Source organism: Micromonospora sp. NPDC093277 (assembly GCF_044765245.1).
GTDB lineage: Bacteria > Actinomycetota > Actinomycetes > Mycobacteriales > Micromonosporaceae > Micromonospora.
The window spans coordinates 1-15210 of record NZ_JBIWJO010000003.1 but is presented as its reverse complement, the minus strand read 5'-3'; the positions used below and the strand labels follow the sequence as shown (position 1 = coordinate 15210).

Below are 15210 nucleotides of genomic sequence, written 5' to 3'. Positions count from 1 at the left end.
GGGCAGAGGATTCGGCGTCGTGGAGAGCGAACTGCGCAGCATTGGCGAGCTGGCCCGGGCCAGCGGGCTGACCGTGAGCGCACTGCGGTTCTACGACCGCTCCGGCGTGCTGGCGCCGGCGCGGGTCGACCCCGGCACGGGTTACCGCTGGTACACCGACGACCAGGTCGCCCCGGCCCGGCTGGTGGCCGGGCTGCGCCGGGTCGGGATGCCGCTGGCCGGGATCGCCGAGGCACTGGCGCACCGGCACGAGCCGGCGGTGGTCCACCGGCTGCTGGACGCACACCTGCGCCGGCTGGAGGACGGCCTCGCCGACGCCCGCCGTGAACTCTCCCGGATCCGTGCCCTGATCGATCCCGAGGAGATCCCCATGACCACCCGTCTGGTGCTGGACCGCGCCGACCTGGCCGCCGCCGTGGACGCCGTCCGCTTCGCGGTCGGCGCCGACCCGGAACTGCCGGCGCTCTCCGCCGTGCTGCTGGAGGCGGGTTCGGAGGGCGTACGGCTGGTCGCCACCGACCGGCACCGGCTGGCCGTGGCCCGGGCGGTCGGGAAGGCCGACGGCCCGGAGGTCCGCGCGCTGCTGCCGGCGGGCGCGGTGGACGAGTTTCGCGCCCTGCTGGAGCCCGGCGAGGGGATCAGCCCGGAGGCGCACCTGACCGTCGCGCCGGACCGGGTGGAGGTCTCGGTCGCCGGCCACGCGGTGGCCGCCGCGACGCTGCCGTACGACTTCCCGGACTACCGCCGGCTGCTGCACGTCCACGTCGAGGGCGCGCCCGCGTACCGGATCCAGGTCGACGTGGCGGCGCTGCGCGGCGCGCTCACCGCCGATGACGTCCCGGTGCTGCTCCGCGAATACGCCGGGGCACCCGTCGAGGTGACCGTGCTCGGCCTCGACGACCGGGGCGGGCTGCGCGTCGTCGAGCCGGAGGAGGCGGCCGACCCGGACGGGGTGCGGGTCGGGGTGAACCGGGAGTACCTGCTCGAGGCCCTGGACGCCGGGGACCGTGGCCAGCTCGTGCTGGAGCTGGACGGCCCGATCACCCCGCTGGCCGTGCGCCGCCCCGACGACGCGGACGCGTTCTCCATCCTCATGCCGATCCGGCTCTGACCCGCGGTCACCGCGGCGCGCTCGGGCGTCCATCAGGCCGGGCCGGGCCGATCGGGCCGCGACGGTAACATCTGGGGGTCCCACCTGACTGCCTGGACGGAGCGTACGGAGCAGCATGCTCGACATGGAGTTGATCCGGAAGGATCGCGAGGCGGTGGCGACCGCGCTGGCGAAGCGTCTGGATCCCGCCGAGGTCAACCGGGCGCTGGACGAGATCCAGCGGCTCGACCAGGAACGTCGCGCCCTGATCATGGAGATCGACGCCGAGCGGCAGCGCCGCAAGGCCGAGGCGCGCGCGTACGCGCAGGCCAAGCGATCCGGCACCGCGCCGGAGCCGGCCGCGCCGGAGGCCGAGCGCAAGCAGCTCGCCGAGCTGGAGTCCCAGCTGGACGAGGTGCAGTCCCGCCTGCGCACCACGATGAGCGAGCTGCCGAACCTGCCCGCCGACGACATCGTCGCCGGTGGCAAGGAGGCGAACCGGGTCGTCAAGACCTTCGGCGAGCCGCCGGCCATCGAGAAGGTCCGGGACCACGTGGAGCTGAGCCGCGCGCTCGGCCTGGTCGACCACGAGCGCGGCGTGAAGCTGGGCGGCTCCGGCTTCTGGATGTACACCGGCATGGGCGCCCGGCTGGAGTGGGCGCTGCTCAACTGGCTGATCGAGCAGGACATCCAGGCCGGGTACGAATTCCTCCTCCCGCCGCACCTGCTGCTGGACAGCGCCGGCTTCGCCGCCGGCCAGTTCCCCAAGTTCTACGACGACGTCTACCACCTGGACCGGCAGTCCGCCCCACGCGGCCAGTTCCTGCTGCCCACCGCGGAGACGGCGATCCTCGGGGCGTTCCAGGACGAGATCCTGGAGACCGCGAAGCTGCCGCTGAAGGCGTTCGCCTACACGCCGTGCTACCGGCGGGAGGCCGCCGGCTCGCACTCCGACGAGCGCGGCACGGTCCGGGGCCACCAGTTCAACAAGGTGGAGATCTTCCAGTTCACCCTGCCCGAGCAGGCGGACACCGCGCTGACGGAGATGGTCGCCCACGTGGAGCGCCTGGTCGAGGGGCTGGGCCTGCACTACCAGACCAGCCTGCTCGCGGCCGGCGACTCCAGCGCCTCGATGAAGAAGACCCTCGACATCGAGGTCTGGATGCCGAGCACCGGCAAGTACAAGGAGGTCTCGTCGGTCTCCTGGGCCGGCGACTACCAGGCCCGCCGGGCGGCCATCCGCTACCGGGAGCCGGGCGGCAAGCAGACCCGCTTCGTACACACGCTCAACGGTTCGGCGCTGGCGACCAGCCGGCTCTTCCCGGCCATCCTGGAGCAGTTCCAGCAGGCCGACGGGTCGGTGCTGGTGCCGGAGGTGCTCCGCGACAAGCTCGGCACCGACCGGCTCACCCCGGTCCGCTGACCGACTTGATCAGCTCCAGGTGCGGCATGTGGTGGTGTCCGTAGGCGTTGTGACCCCCATTTGCCTCATCTGGAGTTGATCAACTACCTCGACCGATCCGGGGATCCCCAGCGGTTAAAGTGCTTTGTGCTGTTCGACCGATCGCCCTCGCGGTGGCCCCTCGGCCGGCTGGGCGCCGCGCTCGGCGTACCGCTGCTGCTGGTGGCCGCGCTGCTGGTCGGGCGGGCGCTGACCGGCACCCCGGCACCGGCTGCCGCGCCCGTCGTCACCGCCACGGCCTCGCCGACGGCGAGCCCGACTCCGGAGGAGTCCGTGCCGACCGCGGCGCCCGCCCCGGACGACCTGCCGGTGGTCAGGTACGAACCGGCGCCGCGCGGCTTCCCCGCCGACCCGGGCGTGGGCGACACCCGTCCGCTCACCACGGGCCTCAGGCCGACCCGCAAAGTCGCGGCGTACGACGCGCCGGGCGGGCGGCCGCTGGCCTTCCTCGCCCCCACCATCAGGGGCGTCACGTTGACCATGCCGATCGTCGACCGGCGGGTCGGCTGGACCGCCGTGCTGCTGCCCTCGGCGAACCGCCGGATCGCCTGGCTCCCGCCCGGCGGCTGGAGCACGGTCGCCTTGCCCGACCAGATCGTGGTGGAGCGCCGGACCCACCGCCTCACCTGGCACCGGGACGGCCGCGCGATACGGTCCTGGAAGGTCAGCCTCGGCATGCCCGGCCAGTCCACCCCGCTCGGCCGCACCTTCATCCTCGGCCGCACTCCCCCACCCGAGTCGGTCTACGGCGGCGTCGACGTCTTCGCCCTGGGCGCGATCCCCGACGACCCGGGCGCGGTGCCGACCGGCCTGCGCGGCGCGCACATCGGACTGCACAGCTGGTACACCGACGACCCGCTCGGCAAGAACGTCACCAACGGCTGCATCCGGCTGACCCGCAGCGGCCAGCGCCAGTTGCTCGCCGAGGTGCCGCCGGGCACCAGCGTGGTGGTGGTCGACCAGCTCCCCACCCCACCGGCGTCGGCGTCGGCCTGACCCGGCTCACTGGCCGAGCAGCCAGCCGTTCTCCTCGGCGACGCGGACCGCGTCGGCCCGGTTGCGGGCCCCGGTCTTGCCGATCGCCGAGGACAGGTGGTTACGGACCGTCCCCTCGGAGAGGTGCAGGATCGCGGCCAGCTCCGCCACCGTGCCGCCGGATCGCGCGGTCCGCAGCACCTCGGTCTCCCGTTCGGTGAGCGGGCTCGCCCCGGTGGCCAGGGTCTCCGCGGCCAGGGTCGGGTCGACCACTCGCAGCCCGGCGTGCACCCGGCGGACCGCGTCGGCGAGCTGCCGGGCCGGGGTGTCCTTGACGACGAACCCGTTCGCGCCCGCCTCCATCGCCCGGCGCAGGTAGCCGGGGCGGCCGAAGGTGGTCACCACCAGCACCCGGCAGCCGGGCACCGCCGCCCGCAGCGCGGCGCTCGCCGCGATTCCGTCAAGGCCGGGCATCTCCACGTCGAGCAGGGCCACGTCGGGCCGGGTGCGTCGGGCCTCCGGCACCACCTCGTCGCCCCGGCCCACCTCGGCGACGACCGTCAGGTCCGGCTCCAGCGACAGCAACGCGGCCAGTGCGCCCCGGACCAGCGCCTGGTCGTCGGCGAGCAGCAGCCTGATCGGCTCGGTCATCCCCGCGTCCTCCGCCCTCCGGGCCGGCCGCTCCGCCGCCCGCCACCCGCCCGGACCCGGCCGCCCGTCGAGGCCCCGTCGCCCAACAGAGCCGGGCCGCCTGCCGCAACCCGGCCGCCCACCGCGACCCGGCCGTTCAGCAGAGCCCGGCCGCCCACCGGAACCGGGCCGGCCGGCAGAACTCCGCCGCCCATCAGGCTTCCGCCGGCAGGGCGACGCGCAGCAGGAAGCCGCGCCCGTCGGGGCGACGGCCGACGGTGACGGTGGCGTCCAGCCGCCGTGCCCGCTCGTGCAGCCCGACCAGGCCGTGCCCGGCCGCGCCGGGCTCCCCGACCGGCCCCCGGCCGTCGTCGTGTACCTCCACGGCCGAGCCGTCCACCCGGATCTCGCACCGCCGCGCACCACTGTGCCGGACCACGTTGGTCACCCCCTCGCGTACCGTCCAGCCGAACAGCTCGTCCGCCTCGGCCGGGAGCTGCGGCACCGTCTCCGGCAGCTGGGCGGCGATGCCCGCGGCGGCCAGCGCCGAGCGGGCCCCGGCCAGCTCCGCCGCGAGGCTCACCCCCCGGTACGCGCCGACGGTGCCCCGCACGTCGGCCAGGGCCTGCCGGGCCAGCCGCTCCACGTCGGCGATCTCGGTGGCCGCCCGGTCCGGGTCCAGCTCCAGCAGCCGGCCGGCCAGCTCGGCCTTGACCGCCACCACGGTCAGCGAGTGGCCGAGGATGTCGTGCAGATCGCGGGCGGTGCGGGCCCGTTCCTCGGCCACCGCGAGCCGGCGGATCTCCTGCTGGGCGGCCTGGAGTTCGGCGTTGCGCTGGGACAACCGGGTCACCCCGAACATGGCGAACGAGGCGAGCAGGACCGCGAACACCACGGTGCCCTCCGCCTCCCAGCCCGGCACCAGGGCCGCGGTGACCGGCGGGGTCAGCGCGGTGAGGAGGACCACCACCGCCGCCTCGCGGGTCGGCAGCAGGAACACCGCCGCCGCCCCGACGAAGACGAGCGTGGTGAGCCACTCTCCGGAGGTGCCGGGGATGCCGGCGAGCCCGAGCAGGAGCAGCAGCGCCAGGGCCGCCCAGGATCTGCCTCGCGGGATGCTCCGGTGCGTCTGGAGGCGGGCCCGCGCCCACTGGAAGACGCAGACGTAGCTCACGCCGAAGGCGACCAGGGTGGACGCGCCCACCACCCGTCGCCACACCTCGGGCTGGTGCAGGGCGGTGAGCAGCGGGATGTTGAGGAAGAAGAGCCAGACCGCGGAGAGCAGCCAGCCGGTGACCCGCCAGTGGGTCCTCGGCTGGCTGCGTTCCGACGGCAGGATCACGACGAACACGCTAGCCTCCGCCCCGAGGGGTCAGACGCGGCTGGTGTCGCGGCGGAACAGCCGGGCCGCGCCGAGGCCGAACACCGCCGTCCAGGCGACCAGGTTGCCCACCGCCGCCCAGTCCACGCCGTCGCCGGTCAGCGGGGCCCGGGCGAGCTGGCCGACGCCGTACACCGGGGTGAACTTGGCGATCTCCTGGAAGGCGTGCGGCAGCATCTCGAGCGGGACGAAGAGCCCGCCGAACATGGCCAGGATGGCCAGGACCGGGCCCATGAACTGCATGACGTTCTCGGCCGGGGCGAGGTAGCCGACGAAGAGCCCGAAGGCGGCGAAGACCAGCGACCCCGCCCAGGCGGCCAGGCCGGAGATCAACCAGACGTCGGCCGGCAGGCGTACCCCGGCGGCGGCACCGACCGCGAACTCGACCAGCACTCCGGCCAGGCCGAGCACCATCGCGGTGGCCACCTTGATCGCCACGTACGCGGCCGGGCGCAGCGGGGTGAGCCGGAGCTGCCGGCTCCAGCCCAGTGCCCGCTCGGTGGCGACCGCCGCGCCGGCGCTGGTGGTGGCGACCATGGCCGCGTACACAGCAAGGCTGATCATGATCCAGCCGGTGACCGGGCGGCCGTTGGGCAGTTCCTCGCCGCGCTGGGGCAGCCCGAACAGCAGGAAGAAGACCGCCGGCATGACCAGCGTGAACATCAACGTACGGCGGTTGCGCAGCACGCGGCGGATCTCGATGGCGAGCACGGCGGTGGAGAACCCGCCCAGGGCGGGCGGACGGCGGTCGACGGGCCGGGCCGGCGAGGTGGTGGTGGACGGGGCGGCGACGGTCATCTCAGGCTCCGATGGGCTGCGCGGAATCGGCGGTCAGGGCGTCGGTGGCGAGGGTGTCGGTGGTGAGGGTGTCGGTGGTGAGGGCGAGGAAGGCGTCCTCGAGGTTGCGCGAGGTGATCTCGATGTCCCGGGCGGCGGTGCGGGTGAGCAGGTGCCGGGCGACCGTGTCCGAGTCGTGGGTGCGCACCAGCACCGCGTCGCCGCGTACCTCGACCGTCTGGACGCCGGGCAGCGCGGCGAGGACGGCCTGGTCGGCGCCCGGGAGGGTGGCCCGGACGATCCGGCCGGCGGCCAGGTTCTTGATCTCTGCGGTGGTGCCGTCGGCGATGATCCGACCCTGCCGGACCAGCACGATCCGGTCCGCGTACGCGTCGGCCTCGTCGAGGTAGTGGGTGGCGAAGATGATGGTCCGCCCGGCCCGTGCGTCGGTCCGGATCGCCTGCCAGAAGTCCCGCCGCCCCTCGACGTCCATGCCGGTGGTGGGCTCGTCGAGGACCATCAGGTCCGGGTCCGGCAGCAGCGCCAGGGCGAAGCGCAGCCGCTGCTGCTGGCCGCCGGAGCACTTGCCCACCGGCCGGTCGGCGAGGTCGGCGATCCCGGCCCGGTCCAGCACCTCGGCCACCGGCCGGGTGTGCCCGTGGAAGTGCGCGGTCATCCGTGCCGTCTCGGCGACGGTGAGGTCCTTGAGCAGGCCACCGGTCTGCATCACGGCGGCGACCCGGCCGAGCCGGACGGCGTCGGCCGGCGTGCCGCCGAAGAGCCGGACGGTGCCGGCGTCCGGGCGGGCCAGGCCGAGCAGCATGTCCACGGTGGTGGTCTTGCCGGCGCCGTTGGGGCCGAGGAAGGCCACCACCTCGCCCGGCTGGACGCGAAGGTTGAGCCCGTCGACGGCGGTCACCGGGCCGAAGGTCTTGGTGAGTCCGGCCAGCTCGACGGCCGGTGCGGTGTCGGTCATGACAATGATGCTCCGGTGCGCGGGGGCCGGTTGCCGGGAGCGCGCGTCACCTTCGGACCATGACATTTGTCAGGCCCGCCCGGGCCGGCCGACCGGCCGCCCGGGCGGGGTGGTCAGTGCCCGTCGCGGGCCCGGCGGGGCAGCAGGAACGCGCCGACCAGGGTGACCAGCAGCAGCCCCAGCTCCGCCACGAGGGTGACCCGCACCGCGTGCGACACTCCGTGACCGATCCCGTCGAAGAAGACCGTGCCGAGCAGGGCGACGCCGAGCGCCCCGCCGAGTTGCTGGACGGCGGTCAGGGTGCCGGAGGCCGAGCCGGTCTCCCCGTCCTGCACCCCGGAGAGCACGATGTCGAAGAACGGCGCCATCACCAGGCCCATCCCGAAGCCGACCGCCAGCAGCGCGGGGGCCATCCGCCACGGGGTGACGTGGTCGCCGGCCAGGCTGAGGGTGAGCAGCATCCCGGTGACCCCGGCGAGCACCACCACGAGTCCCAGGTGGATGAGCCGCCGGCCGAGGCGCTGGGCCAGGCCCGCCCCGGCGAGCACGAAGGCGACCACCATGCCGAGCGCCTGCGGCACCCCGGCCAGGCCGGTACGCAGTGGCGACCAGCCCAGGCCGAGCTGGAGGTAGAGGCTGAACACCAGCGAGAAGCCGGCCAGCGCCGTGAAGAAGGCCAGGCCGGTGACGAGCCCGCCGGTGAACGCGCGGCGGCGGAACAGCGCCGGCACGACCAGCGGGTCCCGCCCGGAGCGCTGCCGGCGCACCTCGTACCCGGCGAAGACCGCGAAGACCACGATCGCGGCGGCCAGCATGGCGAACGCCCAGAACGGCCAGTCGTGCTCCCGCCCCTGCACGAGCGGATAGACCAGCAGCACCGCGCCCGACGAGACCAGCGCGACGCCGGGCAGGTCGAGGCGGCTGGCGCGGGTGGCGCGGGATTCGGGCAGGAAACGCGCCGCGCCGAGGGCGGCGAGCAGTCCGAGGGGGACGTTGATCAGGAAGATGGCCCGCCAGCCGGTGCCGGCGAGGTCGGCGTCGATCAGCCAGCCGGCCAGGATCGGGCCGCCGACCGCGGAGATCCCCATGACCGGGCCGAACGCGCCGAAGGCGGCGGCGAGCTGCTGCGGCGGGAACATCTCCTTGATCAGTCCGAGGCCCTGCGGGAGCAGCAGCGCCCCGAACAGGCCCTGCGCGACCCGGGCGGCGATCAGGGTGCCCGGGCTGCCGGCGAGCGCGCAGAGGGCGGAGGCGGCGGTGAAGCCGAGCACCCCGACCAGGAACATCCGGCGCCGTCCGTACAGGTCGCCGAGGCGCCCACCGGTGACCAGGCCGACGGCCATCGCGAGGGTGTAGCCGGCGCCGATCCACTGGATGACGGTGGGCGAGCCGCCGAGGTCGGCCCGGATCGCCGGGCCGGCGAGGTTGGTGACCAGCACGTCGAGCAGGTCCATCACCTCCGCGGCCAGGATCACCGCCAGGGCGATCCAGCGCCAGCGGTGGCCGGTGGCCGGCTCGCCCGCGCCGACCGTGCCCGGCGGGGCCGGCGAGGTGAGTTCGGTCGTCATCACGTCCTCCAAGGCTTCGAACACTGTTCGTTGGCGAACACCGTTCTATCAACGAACGGCGTTCGCGACAAGTACGATGTTCGAGTCCCTGGATCCGGAGGTCGTCCGTGAGCGAACAGCCCGCCCCGCCCTGGCGTACCCGGCCGCGCAGCCGGACGCCCCGACAGGCGCTGAGCCAGCAGGCCGTGGTCGACGCCGCCCTCGCCGTGATCAGCCGGGAGGGGCTGGGCGGGCTGAGCATGCGACGGGTGGCCCAGGAACTGGGCACCGGGCCGGCCTCCCTCTACGCCCACGTCTCCGGCCGGGAGGAACTGCTCGAACTGCTCGTGGACCGGGCCAGCGCGGGGATCACCGTCCCGGTGCCCGACGCGGAACGCTGGACCGAACAGGTCCGCGACGTGGCCCGGCAGGCGTACCGGGTCTACGCCACGCACACCGAGTTGGCGCTCGCCTCGCTCGCCACCATCCCCACCGGTCCGAACGCGCTCCGGGTCACCGACGGGCTGCTCGCCATCCTCCGCGCCGGCAGCGTGCCGCCGCAGCAGGCGGCCTGGTTCCTGGACCGCCTCTTCCTCTACATCGCCGGGGACGCCTACGAGGGCGCCCTCTACGCGGAGAAGGTGCGCGCCTCGGGGCAGGACCCGGCGAGCTGGTGGGCATGGATGCGGACGCAGCTCGCAGGGTACTACCGGAGCCTGCCACCGGAGCGCTACCCGCACCTGAGGGAGCACCTGGAGGAGCTGATGGCCGGCGACGGCGACACCCGCTTCGACTTCGGGCTCGACCTGATGATCCAGGGCGTCGCCGCACACGTGCCCGCCGGGAGTGACCCCGACCCGGCGGGGTAACCAACGCCGCGTCAGAGGTCGCGGCACCGGGGAGGTCAGGCATGAGCGTACCGACGGGACGGGTCGACACGATCGTGCTGATCCATGGACTCTGGATGACCTCGCGCAGCTGGGAGAAATGGGCCGACCGGTACGCGGCGCGCGGCTTCCGGGTGCTCACCCCGGCCTGGCCCGGGATGGACCGGGAGGTCGAGGAGCTACGGGCGGACCCGACGCCGATCGCCGGACAACGGATCGCCGACATCGTCGACCACCACGCGGCGATCATCCGGAGCCTGCCCCGGCCACCGATCATCATGGGCCACTCGGTCGGCGGCCTGATCACGCAGCTGCTGATCGACCGGAAGCTCGGCGCCGCCGGGGTCGGCGTGCACACCGCCCCGGTACGGGGGGTGCTGCGGCTGCCGCTGAGCACCCTGCGCTCCGGGTTCTCGATCCTGCACAGCCCGGCCAACCGGCACCGCGCGGTGCCGTTCACCGCCGAGGACTTCCGGTACGCGTTCGGCAACACGATGAGCCAGCAGGAGTCGGACGCGGCCTGGGAGCGGTACGCCGTACCCGGGGCCGGTCGCGTCCTGTTCGAGATGGCGTTCGCGAACCTGAACCCGGAATCGGCCGCGGAGATCAACAAGAAGCGGGACGAACGGGCACCGCTGCTGCTGACGGCCGGCGGGGCCGACCACGTCGTACCGCCGTCGGTGGTCTCCGCCAACACCAGCCTCTACCGGAGCTCGACCGCGATCACCGGATACCGCTGCAGCCCCGGCCGGTCGCACTTCGCGCTGGGCGAGCCGGGTTGGGAGGAGGAGGCCGACTTCGCGCTGGAGTGGGCGGTCGAGGCGGCCAACGAGTTCTCACCGACCGTGGTCAGCCAGGCGCCCAACCGCCGCTGACCCCGCCCCGACCGGCCGGTCCAACACTCGCGGGTAGCGTGTTTGACAGCGATCATCCGCGACAACAGGATTGGCCGATGTTCCCCGAAGAGTTGAGGTCCCGGGCGCAGGCGCTCCACGCGGCCGGACGGACCTCGGAGCAGATCGCCCGGGAGTTGGGCGTCAGCCGAGCCGAAGTCGGTCCGCTGGTCCGCGGCGTCGCCGTCAACGGGCCGAACCACGTCGGGTTCGGGGAGCTGCCGCTCATCGGTTGCTGGGTCAATCCCGGGTGGAGCACCGGCCTGATCATCGAGGACCGGCCCGCCGACTGGATCGACACCGACGCCCGGCGGAACGACTTCGACGGCCTGACCGGCGTCATGGTCGCGCGACAGGATGCCCGGGGAATCAGCATGGCCGGTTTCCTGGTCGACACCTACTGCCTCGGGGCGAAGAACGCGGTGCCGCCGACCACCCTGGACCAGTACGACATGCCCTACTTCGTCGCGGAGTTCTTCGGCGCGTACCCCGATCCGCCGATGCGCGCCCCCATCGACCTGGCCCGGAACCTCGTCTTCGGCGCCGTCGACTTCGCCCGGCGGCTCGGCTTCGAGCCGCACCAGGACTACTACTCGGCGGTCGGTCACCTCGGGACGTGGCAGCCACCCGGCCGCATCACGTTCGGCCGGGACGGCCGACCACTGTTCATCCAGGGTCCGCACGACAACGCCGGCCGCATCATCCGGACCCTCGACCGTTCGGTGGGTGCCGGCAACTACGAGTACGCCCTCGTCGCCGGCGCGTAGCCGCGAACGTGCCAAGCCCGGCCCGGCGCCCATGAGGGCTCGTCCAGGAATCGGGGCGATGCACCGAGCACGGCGGCTGCACGGTCAAGTTGCGCGACTCTCCCGTCCCAGCCCACCCGCAGCGCGTCAACGCTGGGTGAGTACCTGCTCACCGCAGCCGAAACCGCCGGGAGCACTCGCCGTCATGCTCCGGCCGGAGCAGGCACCGCTGACCGCCGGGCAGTTGCCGATCGCAGAAGGCCCAGTGGCGTACGTTCTGCTCGTTCTCCGGCGAGACGGTGGTGCCACCGGGTTCGATCTGCGGCAGGACGTGCGTCCAGTGCGCCACCACCCGGGCGAGCCGCTGCGCGGAGACCAGGTCGCTGACCACCACCGGCAGGTGGATCACCCATCGCTCACTCACCGGCCCGCGCCCCGCTCCATGCGGGCATGGGTCTGCTCGGACTGCCAGCGGCGCAGCGCGTTCTTGATCCGATCGGTCTCCTGGCGGCTCTGCGCGAGCGCGTCGTAGACGGCGGCCAGGTCACCGGCGACCCGGTCCAGGAACTCCCGCACCTCCTGCGGGTCGAGCCCGCGCCGACCGAGCCGGGTCGGCCGGAACCGCCGCTCGCGCACCTGCCACGGCCGGAGCAGGCGGTAGGTCGCCGAACGGTAGTACGCCGGCGGGTGGACCGACCGCTGCCGACGCCGGGTACGCCGAAAGAAGACGTGCATGCCAGGACCTGCCTCTCACCGTCGAGTTCGAACCGTGGATGGGGAGGGCCCGTCGGCCCGTCGCGCACCGGCGGACCCACCCCGGCACCTGCCACCGCAGCCTCGGAGTACGACAGCAGGACACCTTCATCGACTACTGCACTTCCCCGGCCGCAGCGATCACGCGCTCGCACCCTGCCCGCCGTCATCACGCCCGCCGTTCAACAGGGAGTACACCCGCGCGCCGACCGGCACCGCCGGGAAGTCGACCACGCCCGGTGCAAGGTTCGCCTGGCCGATGGCAGACGCATCAACCAGTACCCGCACCCCGCCGGGCAGCAACACCGCCACCCAGCCCGCCGGGCCGTCCTGGCACACCACCGTGACCGCCGTTCCCGCCTCCGCGTTCACGTTCACCTGCACCGCCGATCCGGCGCCGGCTTCCACCCCGGCAGATCCGGCAAGCGCCTCGGCCGTTGGCGCGGCGGGCGGCGCGATGCCCACGCCCGCCATCGCCGAGCCGGATTCGACCGTCGGCGCGTCGCTGGCATGCCCCTGGATGATGTAGAAACCAAGTTCGGCATCCGTGTCCCGCCCGAGCACCGCACGGAACGCGGTGCGGGTGTGCGCTGCGGGCCATCGATGCTCCCCACGTTCGAGTTTGCCGATGTAGCCCGCATTGATGTCGGATACGCGCCCGACGTGCTCGAACAGATAGGCGGCAACTGCCTCGGCCAGCTCTTGCCGCGACATCGGCCGGCCCGACCCGGATGGGGACCGCCGCAACCGTCGGGCGTTGCGCAACAGATCATTCGGACCCGGTTGATACGCCATTGTGTATGTCCGTCCCTGGAATATGTGCCGGTCGTTGCAGCATCAACTCAGCGAGCACAGCGCCAATCAACACCGGTGACCACCTTCCACGGAAGGCCGGTTTGGCACGACGCGGCCGACGTCAGCTGATCTTGAAGCTGGACGGACGGCAAAGAAGTTCTGACCTGCGCGGCCCCTGCTGCGGCGAGGAACATGACAGCCTCTCCCTTCTCATCGGCGCGCGGCACATGGCCAATCCGGGCCACCAGCCCCGGTTCGAGTGGCCGGTGCTACCGGGGAGTCACCGACAGCGCCATGCCCTCGCCTATCCTGCACTCGCATGCCTTGAGAACGCAAGACTTGCGTTCGCCTGAGTAGAGTTCGCCTGCCCCGGCTTGGTGGTGCGTTCGCAAGACCGGCAAACTTTGAGGGAGCGGAGCAAGGGGGATGGACTTGTCGACACGTCGCCAGCCGCCAACCGTTCGGCTTCGCCGACTGGCCAGTGAGCTGCGCAGCCTTCGTCAAACTGCCGGCCTGACGCGGGAGGATGCGGCTGGGCAGACGAACATCAACAGCGCCACGCTGTACCGCATCGAGACGGCCAAGGCTCGGCCGCAGCGGCGCACTCTCCTGACATTGCTAGACAAATATGGCGTAACTGACCCCGCACGTCGCGCTGCGCTCGTCGAACTGTCCAAGCAGGCGACGCAACTGGGGTGGTTGCAGGCGTACGAGTCCGAGCTACCCGAGGAGTACACGACATACATCAGTTTCGAGAGCGAGGCGCGAAGCGTCCGCAACTACGAGTCGTTGTTCGTGCCGGGCTTGCTCCAAACGGAGGGCTACACCCGCGCCGTAGTCACGGCCAGCCTGCCATACGCCAGGAACGAGGAGGTCCAACAGCGCGTTGAGACCCGCGCGCAGAGGCAGGCATCCATCACCAAGGATGACCCGCTCAAGCTGTGGGCCATCGTTGACGAAGCGGTGCTCCACCGTGAAGTTGGCGGCGCTGAGGTGATGGCGGAGCAGCTACGGCACCTGCTGGACATGGCCCGGCAGCCGCATATCACGTTCCAGGTGCTGCCCTACAAGGTCGGCGCACATCCGGGTATGCACGGCGCGTTCGCCGTGATGGACTTCCCCGACACTGCCGACCCAGAGCTCGTCTACATCGAGAACATGGCTGGCGCGCTGTATCTGGAGAAGGAGGCCGACGTCCGGAGGCACACCGAGATGTTCGACCAGCTCCGAGCGGCCGCCTTGAATGTAGCCGATTCGCGGAAGCTCGTCGCTGGCTTGATCGACATAGACTGAGTGTGAGGAGGTGGAAAGGTGAACGCTTCAGACCTGAGTGGTGCGACGTGGCACAAGAGCACCCGTAGCGGCGCAAATGGCAACTGCGTGGAAGTCGCCCAGCTCACCCACGCCGTTGCGCTGCGTGACAGCAAGGACACCGCGGGGCCAGCGTTGATGTTCGCGCCCGAGGAATGGGCAGCTTTCATCGAGGGAGCCAAAGATGGAGACTTCGATCGAGGCTAATCAACCCGCCGAGTAAGGGCACCCAATCTCCGGACGGGTGCCCTTCGCATTGAACCCGCGGCGGCACCCCGGTGGGCTCGGGCGCCCCTGTCCTTTTCCGTTGAGGTTCATGATCGAGCTGTGCCACCACCTCCAAGAGCGGTTCCGATTCCTCAAGGACGGGGCGGACGGCCGCCGGCCGATCGCAGCGGAGCAGCTCTGACGAGCCGTCGGCAAGCCCGAGTAGCCGGGCCCAGACGACAACTACCGGATTGCCGGAGTCATCATTCGTGGTGTCGTTGCGGAGGCGGGGCCAGGTTCACTCCGCCGGAGATGTCGCGCGCCTGCACCACTGGTCCGGTGACACGGCCTGACACTTTGTTGGTCACCGCGTCAGCCCTCAAAGTTGCCTGATGGTAAATGTCCCAGCGCCGGCGTAACTCTTGATCAAAGTGCGGGTCCCGGGCCACCGCGTCGACCAGCGCGCGTCGGAGCGCGACGGCCCGGTCGTCACCTGTCGTGGAAGTGGGCTCGATGGCGAGCGAGGTCTGCAGGCCACGGTGGTCCTTCGCCTTGCGACGAACGAGACGCACCAGCGACGCGAACGCCTCACGTCCCGCGTCCGCAAGGCCCTCGGCAGCACGAGTCGACAGGGCCACTGAGCCATTCCGTGCAAGCGGGTGGTAGCAGTCAGTAGCCGCCTGGGATGCCGGGAAGGCGTGAGACGCGCCAGATCAGGTCCGGTACGAAGAGAAGACGCAGAACCTCGATACGAAGTGGTCCTTCCACAGATCAACTTCA

17 protein-coding genes are annotated in these 15210 nt (G+C 72.0%); 8 read left to right on the top strand and 9 right to left on the bottom strand.

Annotated features, from left to right (window positions below):
* The first annotated feature begins 31 nt into the window (after window positions 1-31).
* The 3 genes from ACIRG9_RS08035 (at window position 32) to ACIRG9_RS08025 (ending at window position 3548) form a co-directional block, all read left to right on the top strand.
* Window positions 32-1111, top strand: a complete 1080-nt coding sequence (locus ACIRG9_RS08035) for a MerR family transcriptional regulator (protein ID WP_402853013.1) — start codon at window positions 32-34, stop codon at window positions 1109-1111.
* 115 nt (window positions 1112-1226) lie between these two features.
* Window positions 1227-2513, top strand: coding sequence for a serine--tRNA ligase (gene serS, locus ACIRG9_RS08030; protein WP_402851979.1), 1287 nt, complete (start codon window positions 1227-1229; stop codon window positions 2511-2513).
* A 126-nt stretch (window positions 2514-2639) separates the two neighbouring features.
* Entirely contained in the window at window positions 2640-3548 is a 909-nt protein-coding gene (locus ACIRG9_RS08025; RefSeq protein WP_402851977.1) for a L,D-transpeptidase, read from the top strand.
* 6 nt (window positions 3549-3554) lie between these two features.
* Here ACIRG9_RS08025 and ACIRG9_RS08020 read toward each other — a convergent pair whose 3' ends face one another.
* The 5 genes from ACIRG9_RS08020 to ACIRG9_RS08000 form a co-directional block, all read right to left on the bottom strand.
* Window positions 3555-4178 (bottom strand): response regulator, encoded by a 624-nt coding sequence (locus ACIRG9_RS08020; protein ID WP_402851974.1) that lies wholly within the window; start codon window positions 4176-4178, stop codon window positions 3555-3557.
* 193 nt (window positions 4179-4371) lie between these two features.
* Window positions 4372-5508, bottom strand: a complete 1137-nt coding sequence (locus ACIRG9_RS08015; RefSeq protein ID WP_402851972.1) for a sensor histidine kinase — start codon at window positions 5506-5508, stop codon at window positions 4372-4374.
* Between the two features lie 21 nt (window positions 5509-5529).
* Window positions 5530-6336: an ABC transporter permease gene (locus tag ACIRG9_RS08010; RefSeq protein WP_402851969.1), complete on the bottom strand. Its 807-nt coding sequence runs from the start codon at window positions 6334-6336 to the stop codon at window positions 5530-5532.
* Between the two features lies 1 nt (window position 6337).
* Window positions 6338-7291, bottom strand: coding sequence for an ABC transporter ATP-binding protein (locus ACIRG9_RS08005; RefSeq protein WP_402851966.1), 954 nt, complete (start codon window positions 7289-7291; stop codon window positions 6338-6340).
* A gap of 113 nt (window positions 7292-7404) precedes the next feature.
* Entirely contained in the window at window positions 7405-8859 is a 1455-nt protein-coding gene (locus ACIRG9_RS08000) for an MFS transporter (protein WP_402851964.1), read from the bottom strand.
* A gap of 107 nt (window positions 8860-8966) precedes the next feature.
* Here ACIRG9_RS08000 and ACIRG9_RS07995 point away from each other — a divergent pair, with 107 nt between their 5' ends.
* From ACIRG9_RS07995 to ACIRG9_RS07985, 3 genes are all read left to right on the top strand, one after another.
* Window positions 8967-9707: a TetR/AcrR family transcriptional regulator C-terminal domain-containing protein gene (locus ACIRG9_RS07995; RefSeq protein ID WP_402851961.1), complete on the top strand. Its 741-nt coding sequence runs from the start codon at window positions 8967-8969 to the stop codon at window positions 9705-9707.
* Between the two features lie 41 nt (window positions 9708-9748).
* Window positions 9749-10600 (top strand): alpha/beta hydrolase, encoded by an 852-nt coding sequence (locus ACIRG9_RS07990; protein WP_402851959.1) that lies wholly within the window; start codon window positions 9749-9751, stop codon window positions 10598-10600.
* Between the two features lie 77 nt (window positions 10601-10677).
* On the top strand, window positions 10678-11385 hold the full coding sequence (locus ACIRG9_RS07985; RefSeq protein ID WP_402851956.1) for a hypothetical protein: 708 nt from the start codon (window positions 10678-10680) through the stop codon (window positions 11383-11385).
* A 148-nt stretch (window positions 11386-11533) separates the two neighbouring features.
* Here the strand turns inward: ACIRG9_RS07985 and ACIRG9_RS07980 are convergent, their stop codons facing one another.
* From ACIRG9_RS07980 to ACIRG9_RS07970, 3 genes are all read right to left on the bottom strand, one after another.
* Complete coding sequence (locus tag ACIRG9_RS07980; protein ID WP_402851953.1) at window positions 11534-11788, bottom strand: hypothetical protein; 255 nt, start codon at window positions 11786-11788, stop codon at window positions 11534-11536.
* The gene (locus ACIRG9_RS07975; RefSeq protein ID WP_402851950.1) at window positions 11785-12099 is read right to left on the bottom strand and encodes a DivIVA domain-containing protein; all 315 of its coding nucleotides are present in this window, start codon (window positions 12097-12099) and stop codon (window positions 11785-11787) included. Before ACIRG9_RS07975 ends, ACIRG9_RS07980 begins: the two co-directional genes overlap by 4 nt.
* Window positions 12100-12258: 159 nt before the next feature.
* Window positions 12259-12912, bottom strand: coding sequence for a hypothetical protein (locus ACIRG9_RS07970; protein ID WP_402851948.1), 654 nt, complete (start codon window positions 12910-12912; stop codon window positions 12259-12261).
* Between the two features lie 426 nt (window positions 12913-13338).
* Between ACIRG9_RS07970 and ACIRG9_RS07965 the strand changes: the two genes are divergently transcribed.
* The gene (locus ACIRG9_RS07965) at window positions 13339-14205 is read left to right on the top strand and encodes a helix-turn-helix domain-containing protein (RefSeq protein WP_402851945.1); all 867 of its coding nucleotides are present in this window, start codon (window positions 13339-13341) and stop codon (window positions 14203-14205) included.
* Window positions 14206-14223: 18 nt separating this feature from the next.
* Window positions 14224-14430: a DUF397 domain-containing protein gene (locus tag ACIRG9_RS07960; protein ID WP_402851942.1), complete on the top strand. Its 207-nt coding sequence runs from the start codon at window positions 14224-14226 to the stop codon at window positions 14428-14430.
* A 263-nt stretch (window positions 14431-14693) separates the two neighbouring features.
* On the opposite strand, the gene ACIRG9_RS07955 is transcribed toward ACIRG9_RS07960, so the two are convergent.
* Window positions 14694-15068 carry a hypothetical protein gene (locus ACIRG9_RS07955; protein ID WP_402851939.1) on the bottom strand — a complete coding sequence of 125 codons (375 nt, stop codon included), beginning with the start codon at window positions 15066-15068 and terminating at the stop codon, window positions 14694-14696.
* Between the last annotated feature and the right edge of the window lie 142 nt (window positions 15069-15210).